Annotated in this window: 16 protein-coding genes; 2 read left to right on the top strand and 14 right to left on the bottom strand. The window is 33.8% G+C overall.

The features are described from left to right. Nucleotides 1-3: 3 nt before the first annotated feature. The 9 genes from IEV50_RS08180 to pyrR form a co-directional block, all read right to left on the bottom strand. Entirely contained in the window at nt 4-1293 is a 1290-nt protein-coding gene (locus IEV50_RS08180; protein ID WP_188412886.1) for a bifunctional folylpolyglutamate synthase/dihydrofolate synthase, read from the bottom strand. Nucleotides 1294-1412: 119 nt separating this feature from the next. Next, nucleotides 1413-2228, bottom strand: coding sequence for an energy transducer TonB (locus IEV50_RS08175; protein WP_188412884.1), 816 nt, complete (start codon nt 2226-2228; stop codon nt 1413-1415). Further along, complete coding sequence (locus IEV50_RS08170; RefSeq protein WP_188412882.1) at nt 2228-2629, bottom strand: ExbD/TolR family protein; 402 nt, start codon at nt 2627-2629, stop codon at nt 2228-2230. Before IEV50_RS08170 ends, IEV50_RS08175 begins: the two co-directional genes overlap by 1 nt. After that, nucleotides 2629-3333, bottom strand: a complete 705-nt coding sequence (locus IEV50_RS08165; RefSeq protein ID WP_188412880.1) for a MotA/TolQ/ExbB proton channel family protein — start codon at nt 3331-3333, stop codon at nt 2629-2631. The genes IEV50_RS08170 and IEV50_RS08165 overlap by 1 nt, the downstream gene beginning before the upstream one ends. Further along, nucleotides 3333-4901: an HU domain-containing protein gene (locus tag IEV50_RS08160; protein WP_188412878.1), complete on the bottom strand. Its 1569-nt coding sequence runs from the start codon at nt 4899-4901 to the stop codon at nt 3333-3335. Before IEV50_RS08160 ends, IEV50_RS08165 begins: the two co-directional genes overlap by 1 nt. Before the next feature lie 53 nt (nt 4902-4954). Continuing rightward, nucleotides 4955-6652: a porin family protein gene (locus IEV50_RS08155; protein ID WP_188412876.1), complete on the bottom strand. Its 1698-nt coding sequence runs from the start codon at nt 6650-6652 to the stop codon at nt 4955-4957. 4 nt (nt 6653-6656) lie between these two features. Next, on the bottom strand, nt 6657-9683 hold the full coding sequence (locus IEV50_RS08150) for a tetratricopeptide repeat protein (protein WP_188412874.1): 3027 nt from the start codon (nt 9681-9683) through the stop codon (nt 6657-6659). A gap of 289 nt (nt 9684-9972) precedes the next feature. Continuing rightward, nucleotides 9973-10902 (bottom strand): aspartate carbamoyltransferase catalytic subunit, encoded by a 930-nt coding sequence (locus IEV50_RS08145; RefSeq protein WP_188412871.1) that lies wholly within the window; start codon nt 10900-10902, stop codon nt 9973-9975. A 7-nt stretch (nt 10903-10909) separates the two neighbouring features. Next, nucleotides 10910-11455 carry a bifunctional pyr operon transcriptional regulator/uracil phosphoribosyltransferase PyrR gene (pyrR, locus tag IEV50_RS08140; RefSeq protein ID WP_188412869.1) on the bottom strand — a complete coding sequence of 182 codons (546 nt, stop codon included), beginning with the start codon at nt 11453-11455 and terminating at the stop codon, nt 10910-10912. 262 nt (nt 11456-11717) lie between these two features. Here pyrR and IEV50_RS08135 point away from each other — a divergent pair, with 262 nt between their 5' ends. Continuing rightward, the gene (locus IEV50_RS08135) at nt 11718-12119 is read left to right on the top strand and encodes a thiol-disulfide oxidoreductase DCC family protein (protein WP_188412867.1); all 402 of its coding nucleotides are present in this window, start codon (nt 11718-11720) and stop codon (nt 12117-12119) included. Here IEV50_RS08135 and IEV50_RS08130 read toward each other — a convergent pair. Then, complete coding sequence (locus IEV50_RS08130; protein ID WP_188412865.1) at nt 12116-13711, bottom strand: beta-N-acetylhexosaminidase; 1596 nt, start codon at nt 13709-13711, stop codon at nt 12116-12118. The genes IEV50_RS08135 and IEV50_RS08130 overlap by 4 nt on opposite strands. A 118-nt stretch (nt 13712-13829) precedes the next feature. Between IEV50_RS08130 and IEV50_RS08125 the strand changes: the two genes are divergently transcribed. Continuing rightward, on the top strand, nt 13830-14549 hold the full coding sequence (locus tag IEV50_RS08125; protein ID WP_188412863.1) for a glycosyltransferase family 2 protein: 720 nt from the start codon (nt 13830-13832) through the stop codon (nt 14547-14549). Nucleotides 14550-14616: 67 nt separating this feature from the next. Here IEV50_RS08125 and rpsA read toward each other — a convergent pair whose 3' ends face one another. The 4 genes from rpsA to IEV50_RS08105 all read right to left on the bottom strand — a co-directional run bounded on the left by rpsA (nt 14617) and on the right by IEV50_RS08105 (nt 20294). Next, the gene (gene rpsA / locus IEV50_RS08120; protein ID WP_188412860.1) at nt 14617-16551 is read right to left on the bottom strand and encodes a 30S ribosomal protein S1; all 1935 of its coding nucleotides are present in this window, start codon (nt 16549-16551) and stop codon (nt 14617-14619) included. 362 nt (nt 16552-16913) lie between these two features. Beyond that, nucleotides 16914-17900: an SH3 domain-containing protein gene (locus IEV50_RS08115; protein WP_188412859.1), complete on the bottom strand. Its 987-nt coding sequence runs from the start codon at nt 17898-17900 to the stop codon at nt 16914-16916. Nucleotides 17901-18027: 127 nt separating this feature from the next. Next, the gene (locus tag IEV50_RS08110) at nt 18028-18768 is read right to left on the bottom strand and encodes a hypothetical protein (RefSeq protein WP_188412857.1); all 741 of its coding nucleotides are present in this window, start codon (nt 18766-18768) and stop codon (nt 18028-18030) included. 38 nt (nt 18769-18806) lie between these two features. Further along, nucleotides 18807-20294, bottom strand: coding sequence for a TPM domain-containing protein (locus tag IEV50_RS08105; protein ID WP_188412855.1), 1488 nt, complete (start codon nt 20292-20294; stop codon nt 18807-18809). Between the last annotated feature and the right edge of the window lie 55 nt (nt 20295-20349).

The raw sequence follows: 20349 nt of genomic DNA, 5'->3' as shown, positions 1-20349 counted from the left end.
TTTTTATAATGTTTCTGCAACAACAAAAGTACTTCCTCCAATAAATACAAGGTCGTTAATACCAGCTTTTTTCATGGCTGCCATTTTTGCTTCCAAAACAGAATTGTAGGCAGAACCTTTTAATTCGAAAGCTGATGCTTGTTCTGCTAATTCTTTAGCATCTAATCCACGTTCCATATCTGGTTTACAAAAATAATAGTCAGCTTTTTTAGGTAAAAGAGATAAAACTTTTGTTATGTCTTTATCCTTTACCATACCAAAAACGATGTGAAGTTTTTCGTGTAGCGTTTGTTCTATGTTTTTAATAACTTCAGTTATTCCAGCTTCATTATGGCCGGTATCACAAATAACAAGTGGATTTTTATTTAGGGTTTGCCAGCGTCCTTGCAGACCTGTAAGTTTTTTTACTTGCTTTAAGCCCTGATAAACGGCATGTTTTACAATTTTTGTTTCAGTTTTCTGGCTTAAAACTTCCAAAGCCTTTAAAACTGTTGTAATGTTTTTTGGTTGATAAAGTCCAGTTAAGTCACTTTTTATGCTCGGATATTTAAGCTCATCATCTTCGTACAGAGAAATTTTAAGTACGTTATTTTTTATTGAAATGTCTTTTGCCTTTAACGAATTATCAGCAAAAAATATTTGAGTATCTACTTCTTTAGCTTTTGCGATAAAAACCGGTTCAGATTCTGACTGTGTTTCACCAATAACTACAGGAATACCTTTTTTAATAATGCCCGCTTTTTCTCCTGCAATTTCCTGTAAGGTATTGCCAAGCATATTGGTGTGGTCTAAACTGATGTTTGTAATTATTGAGAGTTCTGGTATTATTATATTTGTCGAGTCTAATCTTCCACCTAAACCAACTTCGATAACGGCAATATCAACCTGGTGTTTTGCAAAATGTTCGAAGGCCATAGCAACAGTTGCTTCGAAAAAGGAAGGTTCAATTTTATAAATTAGTTTCTTGTTCGCCTGAACGAAAGATTTAACTTCGGCTTTGCTGATCATTTTTCCGTTTATGCGAATCCGCTCACGAAAATCTTTAAGATGCGGAGATGTATATAATCCGGTTTTAAACCCCTGGGATTGCAAAACCGAAGCCAACATGTGAGAAGTAGAACCTTTACCGTTTGTACCGGCAACATGGATGGTTTTAAACTTGTTTTGAGGATTACCCAAAGCTTCGCAAAAAATGATGGTGTTCGTTAAATCCTTTTTAAAAGCTGATGCACCAACCCGGGTAAACATAGGAAGTTTACTATACAAAAAATCAAGCGTTTGCTGGTAGTTCATAATATTTGTCAAATATAGGTTGACTAATTTTTATTATGAAAACGAAATGGAAAGATTATACAGAAATTGTTCGAATTATGGTCTGTGCAATATAGGCCCATCAATTAGAAGGTAATATTTTATTTCACTTTAAAATTGAATACTACAACTCCAGTTTGGTTATCGGTACCCACATCAGATTTACTTAGAGAAGAATTTAGTACCGCTTGAATACATTTATTAACCAATTCCGTATCGGTAATTGTAGAACCTTTGAGTTCTTGATTTGCCCTGGTAATATCTCCATTTTTGTTGAAATAAATTCTGACCGCAATTTTTCCTGTTTTTTGTCCGTCATCTTTAGGGATAACAAGATTAGAAAAACGTCTTAATTCGATTGGTTTATTTCCAAAACCAGAACCTCCATTACCATAATTGTTGGCTAAAGGGTCGCCATTAACTGATCCTTGGTTGCCTGCAGTAGTTCCTGTTCCATCGCCACCGCCTTGACCAGTATTTTTCTTGCCTTTATACAAAGCATTTTGGTTAATAACCGGCGTTGAAGGTTTTTGTTCAGTAGCAGTAGTTGGCGTTTTTACAACCGCCTTGGTTGTTTTGGTATTTACACTAATTGCATCCTCTGTATTTTGAGTCTGAATTTCTTTATCTCCGGTTTCAACTGCAGTATTTTGAGTAACTTTTTCTTCAGGAACCACTTTATCCGGTCGTTTATTGTTGGCATTAGGATCGGCCGAAGGCTCTTCTATACTCGTATAATCATCTCCCATTCCTGTTTCAGCAGTTCCGTAATTTACAACCATACCGCCCATACCCAATTCTTCAGCAGGTTGAAATGAATTAATCACAATCAAAAAGCTAATCGCAAGCAATAGCGCCATTATCCCTGTGGATATTGCAACTGCTTTTGGATAATTATTTTCTTCTTTGTAATTCATTATTTTTTAGGCTCAACTGCTAAAACAAGTTTTAATTTCAATTTGTTCGCTACATCGTAAGCAACCATAATATTTTCTGCCGGGACATTTTTGGCTACATATAAAATGATAGTCATATCTGGTGCCAGCTTTTGATAAGCTTCAATAGCAGGCTGTAAACTTTCTACGGTTGCCGGTTTTTTATCAACGAAATAATTTAAATTTTCGTCTATACTAACAGTTACCGCTTTTTTTGCGGTAGATTGTTGTCCGCTTGATGATTGTGGCAGTAATAACTTAACAACCTGTGGGTTTACCACGGCCGATGCCAATAGAAAAAACAGCATAAGGAAGAACATAATGTCGTTTAATGCCGATGTATGTACTTCTACGGAGCCTTTTGTTCTTTTTCTTAAATTCATTATTTGCCTGGTTCTTCTAATAAATCAATAAAATCAATTGCATCCGTTTCCATTTTAAGAATGATTTTTTCGACCATTATGTTTAATATATGGTACAAAACATAGGCAATAATACCAATTATTAAACCCGTTGCTGATGTTATCATTTTTGTGTACAAGCCACCAGAAATAGTGCCAATTTCGATTGCTCCTTTAATGGATACCTGATGGAAAATGGTAATTACCCCAACAATTGTACCCACAAAACCAAGCATTGGTGCAATACCTGCTACAATACCTAAAATGCTGATGTTTTTTTCGAGTTTTGAAACTTCTAATTTACCAACATTTTCAATTGCGCCTTCAATGTCTTTAATTGGACGGCCAATTCGCTTTAAGCCTTTTTGTAACATTCGGGAAAGGGGAGAGTTATTATTTCTTAACATTGCCGATGCACCTTCTAAATTTCCAGATTGGATATAAGACCTAATTTGTCCCATTAAATTAGATTCATCTTTTGTTGCTTTTTTTATTGTTAAATAACGCTCAACAAAAATAACCAAGGCTAGGAAAGCTAAAAATGCTAATGGAACCATTACCCAACCACCTTTAAATAGCAAATCTATAAAGTGTAATTCTGGTGCTGGCTGTGATAATGTTGGATTTACGGCATTTGCTGTATCCTGTAATGCTTGTGTGGTATCTTGAATTAATAGTGCAATCATTATGGTGTGTTTATCTGTTTAATATCTAATTCTTTTATTCTTACTTTTTTACTTAGAGTTGGTCTGGCATCTAATGCTTCCTTTTCAGTTTTATAAGAAGCTAAACTAACTTTTTTAAATGGCCCTTCAATCGGAACAATTTTAGCGGTTATGCCATAACCTTTCATTTGCTGTATAAATTTTTCAGCGGCTTTGGTTGTTCTGAAAGATGCGCCAATAACTTCGTAAGTTGTATTAATTGTTTTTGGTGTTTGAATAGCCGTTTTCGGTGCTGCAGCAACTTTGATTTTTGGCGAATCAATTTTATTTAGAACCTGATTAGCTTTTAGTATACTATCCGTTTTTGCTATTGAATCTTGTTTTGTTTTAGTAGTATCAATAGGAACCTTTTGAGAATCGATAACTACTTTGGTATCTTTTATGGCTTCTTTTTGGCCGGTGAACAACTCAGGTTTAATTAAATAAGTAATGGCAGCGATAATAATTAAAATCAAAATTATAATGGTAACCTTAAGCCAGGTAGACATGCCTTGTGGTGCTTCTTCCTCCAAAACTTCATCGCTCAATGGATCATGACCAAAACGATTTGGGTTTTCTGCATGTTGTTCTTTAATAAAATCAGGTGCCTTAATGATTGGTGCTTCTGATTTAGCTTCGTCTTCTAAATTGATATATGTTTTTGATTCTTCTGTTTCTGATCTTAAAGAAAAGCGGTTTGGATATTCTGAATGCGATGCAGTAACTGGAGTTGGTACTTCTACTTTATCTTTCGTATCAGTTGTTTCTGGTTCAATCGCATGTTGCCCTACAATTATATTTTCTTCTTCTGATTCGGCTGTATGATCAAAATGATTTGGAAGCTCCTCATGTTGTTCTTTTACAGCATCAGGAACAGGTATAAGTAGTTCTTCTTGTTCAACTAATTCTTCGTGTTCAGCATCAAGAATTTCTGCAGTTTCTTGCTCAGAATTGGATAAAGTATATTTTAAATCATCTTTAACTTCATCCAATTCTACATTCTCTATAATTGGAAAAACTTTATCAACAGGTTTTTCTTCATCAAGCAAATGTGAACTTTTTAAGGGTTCTTCTTCAACACTTTCCTGAAGATTTGAAGCTTTTTCAAATGCTAGCTCTTTTGTATGTATTTCTGACGTTACTTCAGTTTCTGCAACAGCGGCTAATCCATAAAATTCAGAACCATAATTAATATTTTTTGAAGGATCAAAACTTAATCCTTCATGTTCTGTAAAATATAATCGACCAATATTTTCTAAATATGCCTCATGCTCTAGTTCAAGTTTCTTATTTGTTTCTTCGGCAAATTGAGTTATATAATAGTTAGCACTTTCTACCGAAATATTCCTTTTTTCTGCGATAAAGTTTGATAGCAAATCAGCATTCTTAACATCAGAATTAAATTGCAAAGAATACCCTGGAGGTAGAAACGATTGTTTTTCTTTATCGTATCTGCCGGCAAATTTCTTTTTAAAAAATGTACCCAAGCCGGTAATACCAACTGAAGTACGTTGCTGCAAGAGTTCTGAAAGGTATAATAAGATATCCATTCGGGTAAAATTAGCGTTTTATTCTAAATCAACACAATAATAAATTAACGTGCTTAAAAAGAATAGGTTAGTCCGCCAAAAATATTAAAACCGTTTACTTGATAAAATAAATATTTGCTATAGTTCGTATTCAGGATATTATTTGCTTTTGCAAAAACCGAAAACTTATTATTAATCCTATAATCTGCCCCAACGCCTAAGTCTACAAATCCTTTAACAGTTACAATCGATTCAATTGAAGTATTAGGCACAACATATTGTAATGGATTTACTGGGGCTGCAGTGTACAATTTAGCCTTAATATCATCTTGAATTACAACTGCAGCATTGAAACTGAGCTTTTTATTATAAGTATAAACAAAGTTTGAACTTACTTTTAAACCAGGCTTAAACCAACTGTATGTTTCTTGTGCAGGTTTATAGTCATCTATATTCAATTTACCTGTCCATTTTAAAGCATCGCTAACCTGCACAGAAATTTCTCCCTCTAAGCCAGTAATTTTAGCTTTGCCAAAATCGTAGATTACGTCAAACTTATTAAAATCGGCATAGTTATTAACGAATAAAGGCATATCATCTATTTGTTTAATATAGAAACGAGCTTTGTAGCCAAAACCTGGACCGCCAGTTCCTTTAACACCTGCACTTATACTTAATTTTTCAACGGTATTTTTAATTAGAATATTGCTGTTTAACCATGGGTTTTCATCAGCAAAACTCTTCATTGAGTTGCGTGTTACATCGCCTTTAACTTCGCCAAAAACTTGTAAATAATCAGGAATTAGCGTTAAATCTGCAGTGATTGCCGGGAATATTCTTGTACTACTGTAAGCTCCAAACTCCTGCACTAAGTTAATGCCAGCAGTAACTTTTGCGCCCTGCACCTGTAAGCGTATATAAGGATTTAAACGTAGTAGATTGTTGCCTACACTTGTTGTTAAATCTTTAGTATTTCCGAATTCGGTTGATGCACCCAAACCCAAATTTAATGAGCTAATGCGTTTGTTTAGGTAACCATTTAAAGTTAAATAACTTTCTTTGGCACTAAACTTATCATTCCAAACGTACCCATTTGCTTTTAATGCATAACTAAAAGCATCATTATCTTCTTTATAGTTTTTAACCAATTCTCCTTCCACTTCGAATAACGTTAAGGCTTGCTTCTCAGGATTTGGATTTAACGCAGGTCGATTGTTGTCTATTCCATAAAAATATAATCCGTTACGCTCAAAATTAATTCTACCGCTTACTGTGTTTTCATCCATAATGCTACGGCCGAAAAGGCTGAATTGCTGGTTGCTGCTATTTTGCTTATTCAGTTTACCTTCCTGGCTGAAGTGCTTGAAATAACCACCAACCTGTAATGCAGGGTCGCGGCCCATATTTATATAAACTTCGCCTAATAAAGTTGCTAATGAACCGAAGCCACCTTTTACATAATTGTTTAAAAGGTCACTTTGTTTTTCATCAACAAGCGCTTGTGCCTGCAGTTTCTGAATATCGCTGTTAATTTCAAGTTTCCTATCGGTAACGCTATAATTTAACTTTGCTTTATAGGTTTTAACATCATCCAAATTTGGGCTTCTACGTAATTTTACAGCTTCTGCTAATATTGGTTTGTACGGACGAACAACTTCAATTTCTTCACTTACCGTTGCTTTTTCTTCCTGCTTCTTTTCCTGTGCCTGAATGTTAACTAATCCGGCAGCTAAGAAAAATAAAGTACTGTATATATATTTATTCAACTTCATGATTCTACTTCTTCGGGTTTAATTTTTCTAATTTCTGTTTTGCTGTTACGATGATATCATCAGTTTTATTATCGTAATTATCGATAATACTAAGAAGCGTACTTTTTGCCTGTAAATTATCTTTCAAAGCAACATAGTTATCAGATAGTAGGATGAAAGCTTTGGCCACCCAATAATCGTAAGATGCCATATTATTTATTAAATCGAAGCAGGTTTTTGATGATGTTTTATAATCACCTTTGGTATATTCAAGAAAGGCCAAGTTATATTTCGCTTCGGCCGCTGCAATTGTTTTAGTACTGGCAACAACATTTTTAAATTCTTTAACAGCTGTAGTTGTATCGCCTTTTAATAAATAAGCTTTACCAGCATATAAACCCGAACTGTTTTTTTCTTCTTCTGATGCTTTTTCCGATTCTTTAGTCAGTTGCGCATATTTTATCATATCATCAGCAGAATTTAAAGCGGTGTAAGCTTTTAACAAATTGTTTATGGCGTAACCGTAGTGCGCTTTGTAATCAGTTGTGGTTTCCAGTCTTTTTAAATAAACGATTGCTTCGTTATATTTTTTCTGATCTAAAAACACTTTAGAAATACTTAATAAAGAGCGTTCAGTGTAATCGCTTGACCAATCGTTCAAGATGAATTCATAATCGGCAATTGCCTCATCTGGTCTGCCTAATTTTACTAAAGATTCAGCTCTAATAAACTTTCCTTCTTTGTCATGAATTGCTTTGGGAAATTTATCGAAATAAGCATTAATTGCTTGCAAAGCTCCATTTGCATCTCCTTTTAGGTACAGGTTATTTGCTGCTGCAAAAACGATATTATCTTGTTCTGCGTTTGAGTAATTTCCAAGTGGTGTTGTGCCTGCGTAAGTTATAAAACCATTCGCATCACCCTTATCAATGTAGATATTTTTGATAGATTCCATTGCTTGTTTTGCTTCATCGGCACTTGGATAATCTCGAATTACTTTTTTAAACGACTCTAAAGCTGCATCATCCTGATCTTGATTATACTGTACGAGACCAATGGTTACTAATGCTTTAGGCACATAACTGCTACGAGGATATTTTGCAACTAAACCAACCAAATCACTTTTTGATTTCTCTAAATCACCTTTGTTAAAATAAGTATAAGCGGTTTCGAAACCAGCATCATCAGCATAATTCGAATTTGGAAACTGCTGTAACAAGCTTTGCATAGTTGCAATTTTCGTGTCATATTGGTTTTCCAAACCTTGAATCATACCTTTTTGGAAAATAGCGTAATCTTCTGCACTGGTTTTACGATTGATGATTTTATTGTAGTTATTCATCGCATCGCCATAGCTTTTATTTACGAAATATGAATCGGCTAAACGAATGGTTGCATCATCAATTGTTTTCTGGTCTTTATCATTGCCAGCTAAAAAGCGTTCGAAATAAGTCGCTGCCTTACTGTATTTTTCATCCTCAAAAGCTGCATAGGCTAAAGCGTAATTCGCAAAATTGTAAACACCTGTTTTATCCGCATCAGGCATTTTTAAAAATTGCTCGAAAGTTGAAACCGCTTCACCAAACTTACGCAATTCGTACATTGATTCTGCTTTCCAATACGTGTTCAAAGCATGAATTTCGTTATCTTCAGGGAACTTGTCTGAACGTAAAAACATGGACAAAGCATTAGGGAAAGCCCTTTCATTATAAAACTCTAAACCTCTAAAATAAGTTACTTTTTGATAAGCTTCTTTTGCTTCAAGATTTTTATCAGGAATAGGTTCCAAAATATCAACGGCAGCCTGATAATTTTTAGTTGTTAATAGCACCTCACCCAAAAGTATTTTTGCTTCGTTGATTTTTTTAGATTTAGGAAAAGTTTTTAAAAAGTTTTGAGTTGCTTCTAAGGCCTGTTGGTGGAAATTAAGTTCATAACTTAATTTTGCATAATTTAACCAGGCTTCTTCTTGAATCGTCTTATCAAAATCTAAGCGTGAAGCACGGAAAAATGCACTCTGAGCTTTTTCTTTATTGCCTAATTGGATAAATGCTTTACCTAAAGTATGCATACCATTTTGCAGGTAAACATCATCTGTATTCAGTTTCTCTAAAACAACAACAGATTCTTTGTATTTTTTATTCTGGAATAATGAATAACCATACTGGTAGATAAACAGGTTATTTTTTACATCACTTTTATCTTTTGCATAGAATTCTGCGAAATATTTTTCTGCATTTTTAAATTCAGATTTTGCGAAGTAAGATGCGGCAACCAAACTCAACATTTCAGGCTCGAATTGTTGTTTGGTTTTTGCCATAGCCGGAATGGCATAGCTGATTACATCATCATAACGCTCATCTAAATAATACATCGAGGTGATGTAATAAGGGTAGCTGGCTTCGTAAGTTGGCGAGCCTTTTAGCTTTTCGAAATTAGCTAATGCCGTTTTGTATTCTTTATTTAAGTAATTTATGTAAGCAAAGTAATAAGTTGCGCTTTCTTGAAATTCGCCTTCTTCTTTTTTTACTTTTTCAAATAAAGGTTCTGCTTTATCATAATTTTTTAACTGAAAATACGAATATCCTTGCTTAAATTGATATTCATTTCTTTGCTTGCCGGAGAGGGTAGAAGGGTCGGTTTTTTCGAACCATTCTAAAGCCTTTTCATAGTTTTTTTGGTTAAAATAAGTTTTTCCAACATAAAAATAGGCAAGTTTAGTGTTAGAGTTTAACGGATAATCGCGGATAAATGCCTGAAATAAACTCTCGGCATCCGTATTCGTTAGTTCTAATGCGCAAACTGCTGCATAGAATTTAGCATTCTCTTTTAATAATGATAACTCTGCATTACTCTCTGATTGTGAGGCAGGTTTAAAACGTTGTTGCTCAACAAGTTTAAATTGTTGTGAAGCTGCTGTGTATTTTTCTTTATCTAATAGTTCTAAACCCGTTTGATAGTTTTTATTGAGGTTTTGCACAGCGCTCACTTGCGCATAAGTGCTAAAACTTCCTGCTAAAAGTAGCGGAATTAGTAAGTATTTTTTCTGCATTGGTTTCAAATATGGTTGGTACTAAATTAGAAATAGTATCAAAGCTTATCAACATAAGTAATTAACATCTGTTAATAACACAAGTTAACGCTAGGATTTTTTATTTGGTATCTAGGAAAGTAAAATGTGGAAAAAAGGGGAATTGTTGGTTGGTCACTAGTAGGTTGGTATTGTAAACTGAAGATGGTTAATTGTTTAAATCGGTTGACTGTTTGCGAGTGGTTCAATCACTATAGCCTATTAGCCATATACTAATAAACCATCGACTAATGAATTATTGAACTCAAAACTATCCCTGACTAGCCAATAAATAAAGTACGGCCATTCTAACAGCTACACCGTTTTCTACCTGTTCTAAAATGATAGATTGCTTACTATCTGCTACATCACTGGTTATTTCAACACCACGATTTATTGGGCCAGGATGCATTACAATAATCTCTTTATCGAGGTTATCAAGAATTTGTTTGTTCAAGCCATACATCATGGCATATTCCCTTAAAGATGGAAAATATTTTATATCCTGACGTTCTAATTGAATACGAAGCATGTTAGCAACATCACACCAATTCAATGCCTTAATTAAGTTATGCTCAACCTTTACTCCAAGTTGATGAATGTGCTTAGGGATTAGTGTTGTTGGCCCACAAACCATAACTTCTGCACCTAAACGCTGTAGGCAAAGTATATTAGAAATAGCAACTCTAGAATGCAGAATATCACCAACAATAACCACTTTTTTTCCTGCAACATCGCCAAGTTTCTGGCGGATAGAGAATGCATCAAGTAGTGCTTGTGTTGGATGTTCGTGTGCGCCATCACCTGCGTTTACAATTTGTGCCTTAACGTGCCGGCTTAAAAACTGACCAGCGCCTGCATAAGGATGGCGCATTACAACCATATCAACTTTCATAGATAAGATGTTGTTTACTGTATCTATTAATGTTTCGCCTTTACTAACTGAAGAGGATGATGCTGCAAAATTTACAACATCTGCCGAAAGTCTTTTCTCGGCAAGTTCAAATGATAGCTTGGTTCGGGTAGAGTTTTCGAAGAAAATATTGGCAATTGTGATATCACGAAGCGAAGGAACCTTTTTAATGGGTCTGTTAATTACTTCTTTAAAATTATCTGCAGTTTCGAAAATTAATTCAATATCATTCCGGTTAATATCTTTAATGCCTAAAAGATGTCGGGTAGATAATTTTTCTGCTGCCATTTTTTATTTATTGTTTTTCGGATAATAAAATCACTTTGTCTTCTGCACCTTCATCAGCCCAGCTTACTTTTACATGCTGAGAGTTTAAGCTATCTACCTGATGACCAATATAATCAGCTTCAATAGGTAAATGTCTACTAAACCTTCTATCTATCAATACTAAAAGTTCAACTTTCTCTGGTCGGCCATAAGCTAACAGAGCATCAAGCGCTGCCCTTATGGTTCTTCCTGTCCAAAGTACATCATCAATAAGGATTACTTTTTTACCTTCGATAATAAAATCAATTGAGTTACTACTGGCAGTAACCAAGCCGTCTTTACGGCGAAAATCATCTCTAAAGAAAGTTATATCAAGATTTCCCTTTAAAATTTTCTTGTTTTTTAGGATATTTTGAAGTTCTGTTTGAACCCTATCTGCTAAGAAAATTCCCCTTGGCTGGATACCAATTAAAACAGTATTTTCGAAATCGTCGTGGTTTTCAATTAATTGACGGCAAAGTCGCTTAATTGTTATCTGAATTTTTTGTCCGTCAAAAATTATTTTCTTTTGCATTGAAGAAGGATTGGGCAAATATATAAAAATGTTTTAAGGTAAGAAAGTTGAAATTCGATTGTTTTGCTTTACGCTGCTAAATGGTTCTGTTCCAATTCTTAAATTAATTGTACTCATTTTAATCTTATTTTTTTGAAAAGCAGGGTTCGGCCACAATCGGGTAGTGCAGCCCTGCTGATCACTATAGCCCCGAGAAAATCGGGGGCTGTCGTTTTCATCAGGTTTAATTTACTCAATATAAAAGCTTAAATTTATCTTCGAAATGAAAACCCAACCTGTTATTTTTTTTGATGGCGTTTGTAATTTGTGTAATGCCTCGGTTCAATTTACTATTGAACACGATAAGAAAAATGTTTTCAAATTTACAGCTTTGCAAGGCGAATATGCCAAAACGATTTTGCCAAAGTTTAACGTTGATATCGAAAAAATGAATTCGATTTTATTGGTTGAAAATGAAAAACTTTATACCAAATCATCTGCAGCATTAAGAGTTGCTAAAGAACTAAGCGGATTGCTACCAATACTTTATGCATTTATAATTGTTCCTAAATTTATTCGTGATTGGGTTTACGATATAATAGCAAAAAATAGGTACAAATGGTGGGGAAGGCAAGAAAGTTGTTGGATACCTACACCTGAATTAAAGAGCAAATTTTACAATTAATTCTCCAGATATTTTTTAGAATAAGTGATGCCCATTAAATCGTATCGTTTAAATTGTGTTTTTAAACGTTTCAGAAAATCAGGATAATTCCGTTTATCTTTAGGACTCCATAAAACTTCGCTCAAAGCATCGAGTCTGGGAAATAGCATATATTCTGCTTTTGCAGGATTTGTAATGTATTCACTCCATAAACAACCTTGTGCACCCCAAATATATTTTGCTTGTTCTGCATTTAGTTCTGTAGAAATTGGTTCGTAATTGTATACATCAATTAAAGGCGAAAATTTATTAGCTGTTAGGCTATCTTCTTTTGAGAATTGAGCATGATTAAAATACATTTTCATTTCGGGGGTCATTATGGCTTTATGATTTTGTTTAGCAGCTTCAATTCCACCCTTATCGCCTTGCCAACTCATCACTACTGCGTTTGGTGCTAAACCTCCTTGTAAAATTTCATTCCAGCCAATAATGGTTTTGCCTTTGCTGTTCACAAATTTTTCCATCCTGCGGATGAAATAACTTTGCAATTCGCTTTCTGTTTTTAAGTCATTGGCTTTCATAATTTGTTGCGAAACATCTGATTGTTTCCACCATGTTTTTGCGGCTTCATCTCCACCAATATGAATGTATTGAGACGGAAATAAATCCATTACCTCTATTAATACGTTTTCTAAAAACTTAAAAGTAGTATCCTTTGGTTGGAGTACGTTATTAAATTTATTAAAAATACCCCAGGTTTGTGCAACTTCGTATTTCTTGTTTGGCTCTGTACCAAGTTCTGGATAAGATGCCAAAACCGCCAGATTATGCGCAGGCATTTCAATTTCTGGGATGATGGTAATGTAGCGCTTTAAGGCATAATCAATTACATCTTTAATTTGCTCTTGGGTATAAAATCCACCATAACGTATGCTATCATTTCCGATTCCAGGGTATAAACCGATAATACTTCCGTTTCGCCAAGCACCAATTTCAGTTAATTTTGGATATTTTTTAATTTCTATTCTCCAGCCATGATCATCAGTTAAGTGCCAATGAAAATAGTTCATTTTATGGAGTGCTAAATAATCAATGTATTGTTTTACAAATTCCACATCAAAAAAATGGCGACTAACGTCAAGATGCATTCCACGGTAATCGAAGCGGGGATGGTCTACAATGTTGACTGATGGAATAGTTAGAGAATTTGTACTTGAGGTTGGGAGCAATTGAATGAGCGACTGTACGCCATAAAAAACTCCTGGTTTTGAAGTGCCTGAAATAGATATTTCACTATCCAAAGTGTTTAAAATATAAGCATCCTCAAATTCACTAACTCGCGTATTTAAAATTAAGCTAATGTAATTTTGCGACGGAGTTAAGTTGGTTATCTTTAGTTTAAGATTATAATATCTTTGAAAATAATCGTTTAAAAAATTTGCAGAATTAACTAACGATGAATCAACAACAACAATTTGAGTCTTTTCATCTATTGTGAATGAATTTTTATTTACATCTGCTTTTACATAAACTGGCTGCGGTATAATATTTATTTCTTGTGCTGAAAGTTTGAAAAATATAGTTGTTAAAAACAAAAAGATAAAGTTTTTCATAATAGGGCAGTTTCTGTTCAAAAATAAGGAAAAACCTTTTCTATAAAAGTACATAGCTAAAACTTTAGTTTTGGATCGATGTTTGGCGTATTTTAGTACAATCTATCCCCTATCTGATATGCAAATTAGCGTTTTAACGCCATCTTTTAATTCTGGAAAATACTTAAAAAGAGCAATTGATAGTGTGCTGATCCAAAATTACAAAAACTTTGAGCATATCATTATTGATGGTGATTCAAAAGACAATACGCTATCTATTATTAAAGAGTATTCGCACTTAAAATTTATTTCAGAAAAGGACTATGGGCAGTCAGATGCTATGAATAAAGCATTTAAAATGAGCTCGGGAGATATTATTGTTTATTTGAACGCTGATGATGAATTTTTACCTAATGCGTTCGATAATATAATATTGGCATTTCAGAATAATAGATATGCAGATATGGTAGTTGGAAATTTGATTTTTAAAAGCCCTACTGAAAACTTGTTAAGAAAGCCATCAGTAAAGTATAAAGACGCATTACAATATTGGCTAAACTTGTTCCCAAATAATCCCGTCAGTTATTTTTACAAGCGCAAAGTTCAAAAGCAAATAGGGGAGTTTCACATTCATGACCATTATTCTATGGATATTTGGTTTCTTCTTAAAGCCTACCAAAAATTTAATATTGTCAAAATCGATGCTACACTTGGAATATTTCATTCTGATGGTAAGAATAAAACAACTACGGTAAATTTAGGTCAAAACCTTCATAATGCAACTAAGCAACATTTGTTGAAGTATAATCCATTGTACATACCTTTTTTCTATTTAAAACTAATTTTAGGTAGACTATAGAAATAATAGTATAAAAAAAAAGCTCCCGATTTTTATCGGGAGCTTTTAAAATTTATAGTTAAAAAAACTAGCCTTTTTTAGCTTTGCTTTCTTCGCCTTCTAATTGCGATTTCAATTGAGCCAATACGTCTAAGTCTCCTAAAGTAGATTTCTCTACAGAATCTTTAACTTTTTTAACTGCTGTGATAGATGCTTTCGCTTCTTTCTTTTTAGCATTTCTTTCTTCAGCTACAGCTTCAGCTTTAACTTCTTCCCAAATGCGAGCGTGAGAAACAACGATGCGTTTAGCCTCTTTGTTAAACTCGATAATTTTGAAGTCGTTAGTTTCTTCAGCTTTAACCGAAGTACCGTCTTCTTTAACCATGTGTTTAGTTGGTACGAAACCTTCTACACCGTAAGGTAAAGCAATAACAGCACCTTTATCAGTTACTTTAACAACAGTACCTTGGTGAACAGAATCTAAAGTAAAGATAGTTTCGAAAGTATCCCAAGGATTTTCTTCCAGTTGTTTATGACCTAAGCTTAATTTGCGGTTATCAACATCAAGTTCTAAAACAACAACGTCTAATACATCACCAACTTTAGTGAATTCGTTAGGGTGGTTTACTTTTTTAGACCATGATAAATCAGAAATGTGGATTAGACCATCAATTCCTTCTTCGATTTCAACAAAAACGCCGAAGTTAGTCATGTTTTTAACTGTAGCTGTGTGCTTGCTTCCAACTGGGAATTTAGCAGCAACTTCTTGCCATGGGTCGTTAGATAATTGTTTAATACCTAAGCTCATTTTGCGTTCGTCTCTATCTAAAGTTAAAACTTCAGCTTCGATCTCATCACCAACTTTTAAGAATTCTTGTGGATTTCTTAAGTTTTGCGACCAGCTCATTTCAGAAACGTGGATTAAACCTTCAACACCAGGGATGATTTCTAAGAAAGCACCATAATCTGCAACAGTTACGATTTTTCCTTTTACTTTAGAACCAACAGCTAAGTTAGCATCTAAATTTTCCCATGGGTGAGGAGTTAATTGTTTTAAACCTAAAGCTATACGTTTTTTCTCATCATCGAAATCTAAAACAACAACGTTGATTTTTTCATCTAATGATAATACTTCTTTTGGATGCTCTATGCGGCCCCAAGAAATATCAGTAATGTGAAGTAAACCATCTACACCACCTAAATCGATGAATACACCGAAATCTGTAATGTTTTTAACAGTACCTTCTAATACTTGTCCTTTTTCTAATTTAGAAACGATTTCTACTTTTTGACTTTCTAAATCGTCTTCAATTAACACTTTATGAGAAACAACTACGTTTTTAAACTCATGGTTAATTTTAACAACTTTAAATTCCATTGTTTTACCCACGTACACATCGTAATCGCGGATAGGTTTGATATCAATTTGAGATCCTGGTAAGAAAGCTTCAACGCCCATGATATCAACAATTAAACCACCTTTAGTACGGCTCTTAACGAAACCGTTGATGATTCTATCATTTTCAAGAGCCTCGTTAATTGCTTCCCATGATCTTTGGGTTTTAGCTCTTTTGCGAGAAAGGATCAACTGACCGTTGGCATCTTCTGGTGCTTCAACGAAAACGTCAACTGAATCACCGATTTTTAAATCTGGTGTATCACGGAATTCTGAAGTAGAAACTAAACCATCTGATTTAAAACCAACGTTTAATACTACGTCTTTGTTGTTAATTGAAACAACTACACCGCTAATGATTTCACCTTTAGTAATCTGATTGAATGTTCCAGCATACATATCTTCAAACTTTTTACGGTCTGCTTCATTGTAATTACCGAAAACTTTTTCATCTGCATCCCAATCGAAATCTTCGGTTGGTGTTGCTAATGATGATTTGATCGATTCGATCGAAACTGAATCAGCTTCCGATTCGATAGTTTCTTTTTCAGTCAGGCGTCCGCCTTCTCCCTGAAGCTCAGCTGTTTTAGCTGCTAATTCTTTTTCTGCTACTTGTTTTTTAGCCATTAATTAATTATCTCCTTTTTCCCCTATTTAGGGACTGCAAAGGTAAAAAATTTTTAATTAATAGAAAAGATTTTTTTAATAAATGTTGCTGATTTTTAATGGATTAGAAAAAGAGTATCAAGTATTTAGTATCAAGTGTCAAGATTGTGCGGTGGATTAAGTAAAGATTAAAGAAAAAAGAATAAGCTCAAGGCTTAAAATTGAACACATATAGCCAATTTTTATATCTTGAAAATTAGCATTCAGTAATTCTTCGGAAACAGCCACCCCGCTTTCGCTTATAGTCCTCACCCGATAAAAAAAAACGGTTTCGGCTATTCCGCTTTATCGGGTTTATTAACTAAAACTTCTGTTCTAAAATACTACTTCCTCGTAAACGTTCCTCTGGTAAACCCTTCACCAACTAAAGTGTTTCCATCTCTAATTAAAAGCATAATGGTATTTTGCTGATCATAAAGTTTAATCATTTCCCCTTCAATAACATACTTTGAGGTAAAAACAGAGTCCTTATAGGTATCGGTAACTGTTACCGAATCTTTCGATTTAAAGTTAAAATTCTTATACTGGATATCTTCATTGCTAGTAAAGGTGCCTAAAACTACTTTCGGCTGGATAAAAGTAATAAAGCAGAAGTAACCGATTACTAATATTACAATTACAGAAAAAGCGATAAAAAATTTATTTCCGCCGGCGTATTTAATTGAGAAATACAAGATGGTAAATAATATTAAAGCAACAATGGCAAAAAAGATAATACTATTGTAATCTTGAGGTTGTTGAGGTACTGAAGCCGTAACTTTAGCTTCTGATAAGTTGGTTTTTTTAACAGGCGAAACCCTAACTAAGAATTCTTTGCTCACCCAACCTTCACCATTGGTTACTTTTATTTTAAAATAACTAGTATTTGTAGAATCAATAACTGCTACATTTTCATTTTCGGGAAGGTAGCCAATTACTTTACTTCTAGAGTCGGCCTTTGCCCTAACTCGTAAGTTATCGGTAGTTACACGATATATAACAGCTGCTTCTGGAACTGTATTTGTATTTTGTTGTGTTGTATTTGATGCTGTGTTATTTGCTTGTGGAGTTGCGAGTTGTACAATTTTTTGCAAATAATCTTTGCTTACCCAGCCTTCGCCATTTTTTAATTTTACTTTAAAAAACTTAGCATTACCTGTATCTAAAACTATAATATTTTCATTTTGCGAAATATTGCTGATAACCTTACTTTTAGGGTCGCTGGTTTCTCTAACTCTTAATTTATCTGCTGTAACATGGTAAGTATCTTGAGCAATTAGGTGGTTTGAGCATATAGACAGCGCAATTAGTAGAAAGAAAATTTTAAACATAATTTTTGGATTTCTTCAGGCGATTTTATACAAATTTCAACGACGCTTGGTGCAAACATCGTGCTAAGAGTTTCAAAATTAGGAAATACTTTTAAATACACTAAGTTAATATCCTAAATATTGTAGATTATAACCCGCGTAATCTGAGATCTGGTTCCGCAATTGGCGTGTAAGGGTAAACTTCAAAAATGTAAAAGAATCCATGTGCTGTATTTAAATTGTTTTTATACACATAATCTTTGAAAGAGATTTTTCTGAGTTCATTTTCCAGTCGTTTTTTTGCAGTTGCAGTATCATCTGTATAGAAAATAATTTTCTCAATATTCAAGTTAGAATCCAGATTAACTGAAAAAAGGCAATATTTTCCAGTTTTTTCACTACTATATGTTTTATAATTCTCGTAATTTAGATAAGGCAGATTATGTGGTATTTTTTCTCCAAAATTATTGGAATTCTTTTTTAATGTAATTAGGATAAAAGAAAATTTTCGCTCTATAAAATTATAATCGTCAGCTCTTTGCATGCTGCAATAACCAGAAGAAAATTTTCCGTCATTATCTTTATAACCGAAAACGAGCCATTTACTTCTAGGAATGAGTTTCATATCGCAAGAACTCCACTGTTGCACACCGTTAAAACCTCCGATATTAATTGATTTTAATGAAATTCCTTTATAAAGTTCTTTAATGCTAATATCCACAGCATAAAAATCTTTGCCTTTTTCGTTTGTATTTGTTTTTATAATCTCTGCGATTGCTACGAAATCGGCTTGATAAAAATTGGTTGTGATATTTTCTGAATCGCACAAGCAGGCAAATAATTTGGAAGATATCAGTGATAACATCAATAAAATTGAAAATCTTTTCATGTATTTAAGATGCAAAAAAATCATCAATTCCATATATCTTACCAACTTCCACCAGTACCACCGCCACTACTGCGGCCGCCACCCCAACTGCTCGATGAAGATGACGAACTGCTGCCAGAAGAAGATGAACTTGAGGAGGATTTAGATTCAACCAGCATGGCTAACGTAATCCATTTTATAAATTCAACTTTTTTGCAGCAACTGCATTCATTTATCAGTTTTGCCTTTCCATCATGACTGTAAGTTGCTGCAGTAACGGTAATTTGTTTGTTTAATTTGTAAGTTCTGAAACCGCATTTTGGGCATTCGATATAATCATTATATTCTTCAGCAGGCCACTGTTTAATTATATTTTCTTTTTGGTCTACACTTAGCCAAATATCATAATCGTAAGCTTTTGCCACTTCCTCGGCTCGTTGTCCTTCGCTCAAAAAAGGTTTCCCCTCCACATTTACGTCTCTATCAACACGAGTCATTTCTCGGTTTTTACTGTCTAGGATAGGTTTGAATCTGTCAATATTTTTTGCTCTTTTAAATAGATAAGAAACTAGTACGAATAAAATCAAAGGAGAAAAGACAATTAGCCAAAAGTTCTTTTTATTAAATGATGTTACCGCTTGAAAGAAATTTTCATCATCGTTGTGTGCATTTCTTAAAGTGGCTATATAAAATAAATAGCGAAAGAATAAGCCAATGGCTAATAAGCAATATAAAATGATTGGAATATAAACTAATTCTATTTTCTTAAATAAATCAAATCCATTAAAAAATATAAGTAAAAATATGCTGATAAAAATGAAAATGAAAAAACCAGCACAGCCATTGTTAAGGGTTTTTTCAAATTTGGTATTGCCACTGGCCTTTGGCTTTGTAACTTTTTTTTCTTGATTATTAACCAATTTAAAAACTGCGAAGAAGCTCAAGATAACAACAACCAAGGGGAGCCAAAATTTTTCTAAGTTGTTATTGCTTTCTTGTTGGGTGAAAAATTGATTGATTTCAGATTTATTTTCGGGGTTTAAAACAATAATGCCAATGGCGTTAATCGTATTGATGATTCCTGTACCAAAGTCATTTGCCCTGAAGGCAGGTGCTAAATTCTGTTCAGCGATGTGTTTCAGCTTAACATCTGGTAAAACGCCTTCAACTCCTGTTCCGGTAATAAAGCGAAATTTTCTTCTGTCTTTAGCAATAAATAACAGTAATCCGTTGTTACTTGTTTTCTGTCCTATTCCCCAGGTGTTAAAAAGTTCGTAAGCAAAATCAAAATCCTCTTTATCCTGCTCAAAATCATTTACGATAACAACAGCAACCTGAACGTTGGTTTTGGTTTCGAGATTAGAAATACTGCTATTGATATTAGAAACATCTATGTCAGTTAAAATTCCATCAGGATTACTTACCCAACCACCACCATTGTTTTTTGGGTCTGGAATTTCATTGATTTTATATGCTTTTTGAGCTATAGCTGAGCTTGATAAAAATATAAATAAAGCTATAAGTTTAAAAAAATGGTATTTGAGCATATTAAGAGCGATTTTAGAATTATGTTGAGTTCTTTCTAAAACAATAGTAATATGA

It is taken from the genome of Pedobacter mendelii (genome assembly GCF_014635725.1).
Lineage (GTDB): Bacteria > Bacteroidota > Bacteroidia > Sphingobacteriales > Sphingobacteriaceae > Pedobacter > Pedobacter mendelii.
Note: the sequence above shows the minus strand (reverse complement) of the source record. Positions and strands in the feature narration are given on the sequence as shown.

What these genes read in the sequence shown, in the direction of transcription:
- IEV50_RS08135 (WP_188412867.1), top strand. Translation starts at nt 11,718, where the DNA reads ATGAAAACCCAACCTGTTATTTTTTTTGATGGCGTTTGTAATTTGTGT.
- IEV50_RS08125 (WP_188412863.1), top strand. Translation starts at nt 13,830, where the DNA reads ATGCAAATTAGCGTTTTAACGCCATCTTTTAATTCTGGAAAATACTTA.
- pyrR (WP_188412869.1), bottom strand. Translation starts at nt 11,455, where the DNA reads ATGCAAAAGAAAATAATTTTTGACGGACAAAAAATTCAGATAACAATT.
- IEV50_RS08155 (WP_188412876.1), bottom strand. Translation starts at nt 6,652, where the DNA reads ATGAAGTTGAATAAATATATATACAGTACTTTATTTTTCTTAGCTGCC.
- IEV50_RS08145 (WP_188412871.1), bottom strand. Translation starts at nt 10,902, where the DNA reads ATGGCAGCAGAAAAATTATCTACCCGACATCTTTTAGGCATTAAAGAT.
- IEV50_RS08170 (WP_188412882.1), bottom strand. Translation starts at nt 2,629, where the DNA reads ATGAATTTAAGAAAAAGAACAAAAGGCTCCGTAGAAGTACATACATCG.
- rpsA (WP_188412860.1), bottom strand. Translation starts at nt 16,551, where the DNA reads ATGGCTAAAAAACAAGTAGCAGAAAAAGAATTAGCAGCTAAAACAGCT.
- IEV50_RS08110 (WP_188412857.1), bottom strand. Translation starts at nt 18,768, where the DNA reads ATGAAAAGATTTTCAATTTTATTGATGTTATCACTGATATCTTCCAAA.
- IEV50_RS08180 (WP_188412886.1), bottom strand. Translation starts at nt 1,293, where the DNA reads ATGAACTACCAGCAAACGCTTGATTTTTTGTATAGTAAACTTCCTATG.
- IEV50_RS08130 (WP_188412865.1), bottom strand. Translation starts at nt 13,711, where the DNA reads ATGAAAAACTTTATCTTTTTGTTTTTAACAACTATATTTTTCAAACTT.
- IEV50_RS08105 (WP_188412855.1), bottom strand. Translation starts at nt 20,294, where the DNA reads ATGCTCAAATACCATTTTTTTAAACTTATAGCTTTATTTATATTTTTA.
- IEV50_RS08160 (WP_188412878.1), bottom strand. Translation starts at nt 4,901, where the DNA reads ATGGATATCTTATTATACCTTTCAGAACTCTTGCAGCAACGTACTTCA.
- IEV50_RS08150 (WP_188412874.1), bottom strand. Translation starts at nt 9,683, where the DNA reads ATGCAGAAAAAATACTTACTAATTCCGCTACTTTTAGCAGGAAGTTTT.
- IEV50_RS08115 (WP_188412859.1), bottom strand. Translation starts at nt 17,900, where the DNA reads ATGTTTAAAATTTTCTTTCTACTAATTGCGCTGTCTATATGCTCAAAC.
- IEV50_RS08165 (WP_188412880.1), bottom strand. Translation starts at nt 3,333, where the DNA reads ATGATTGCACTATTAATTCAAGATACCACACAAGCATTACAGGATACA.
- IEV50_RS08175 (WP_188412884.1), bottom strand. Translation starts at nt 2,228, where the DNA reads ATGAATTACAAAGAAGAAAATAATTATCCAAAAGCAGTTGCAATATCC.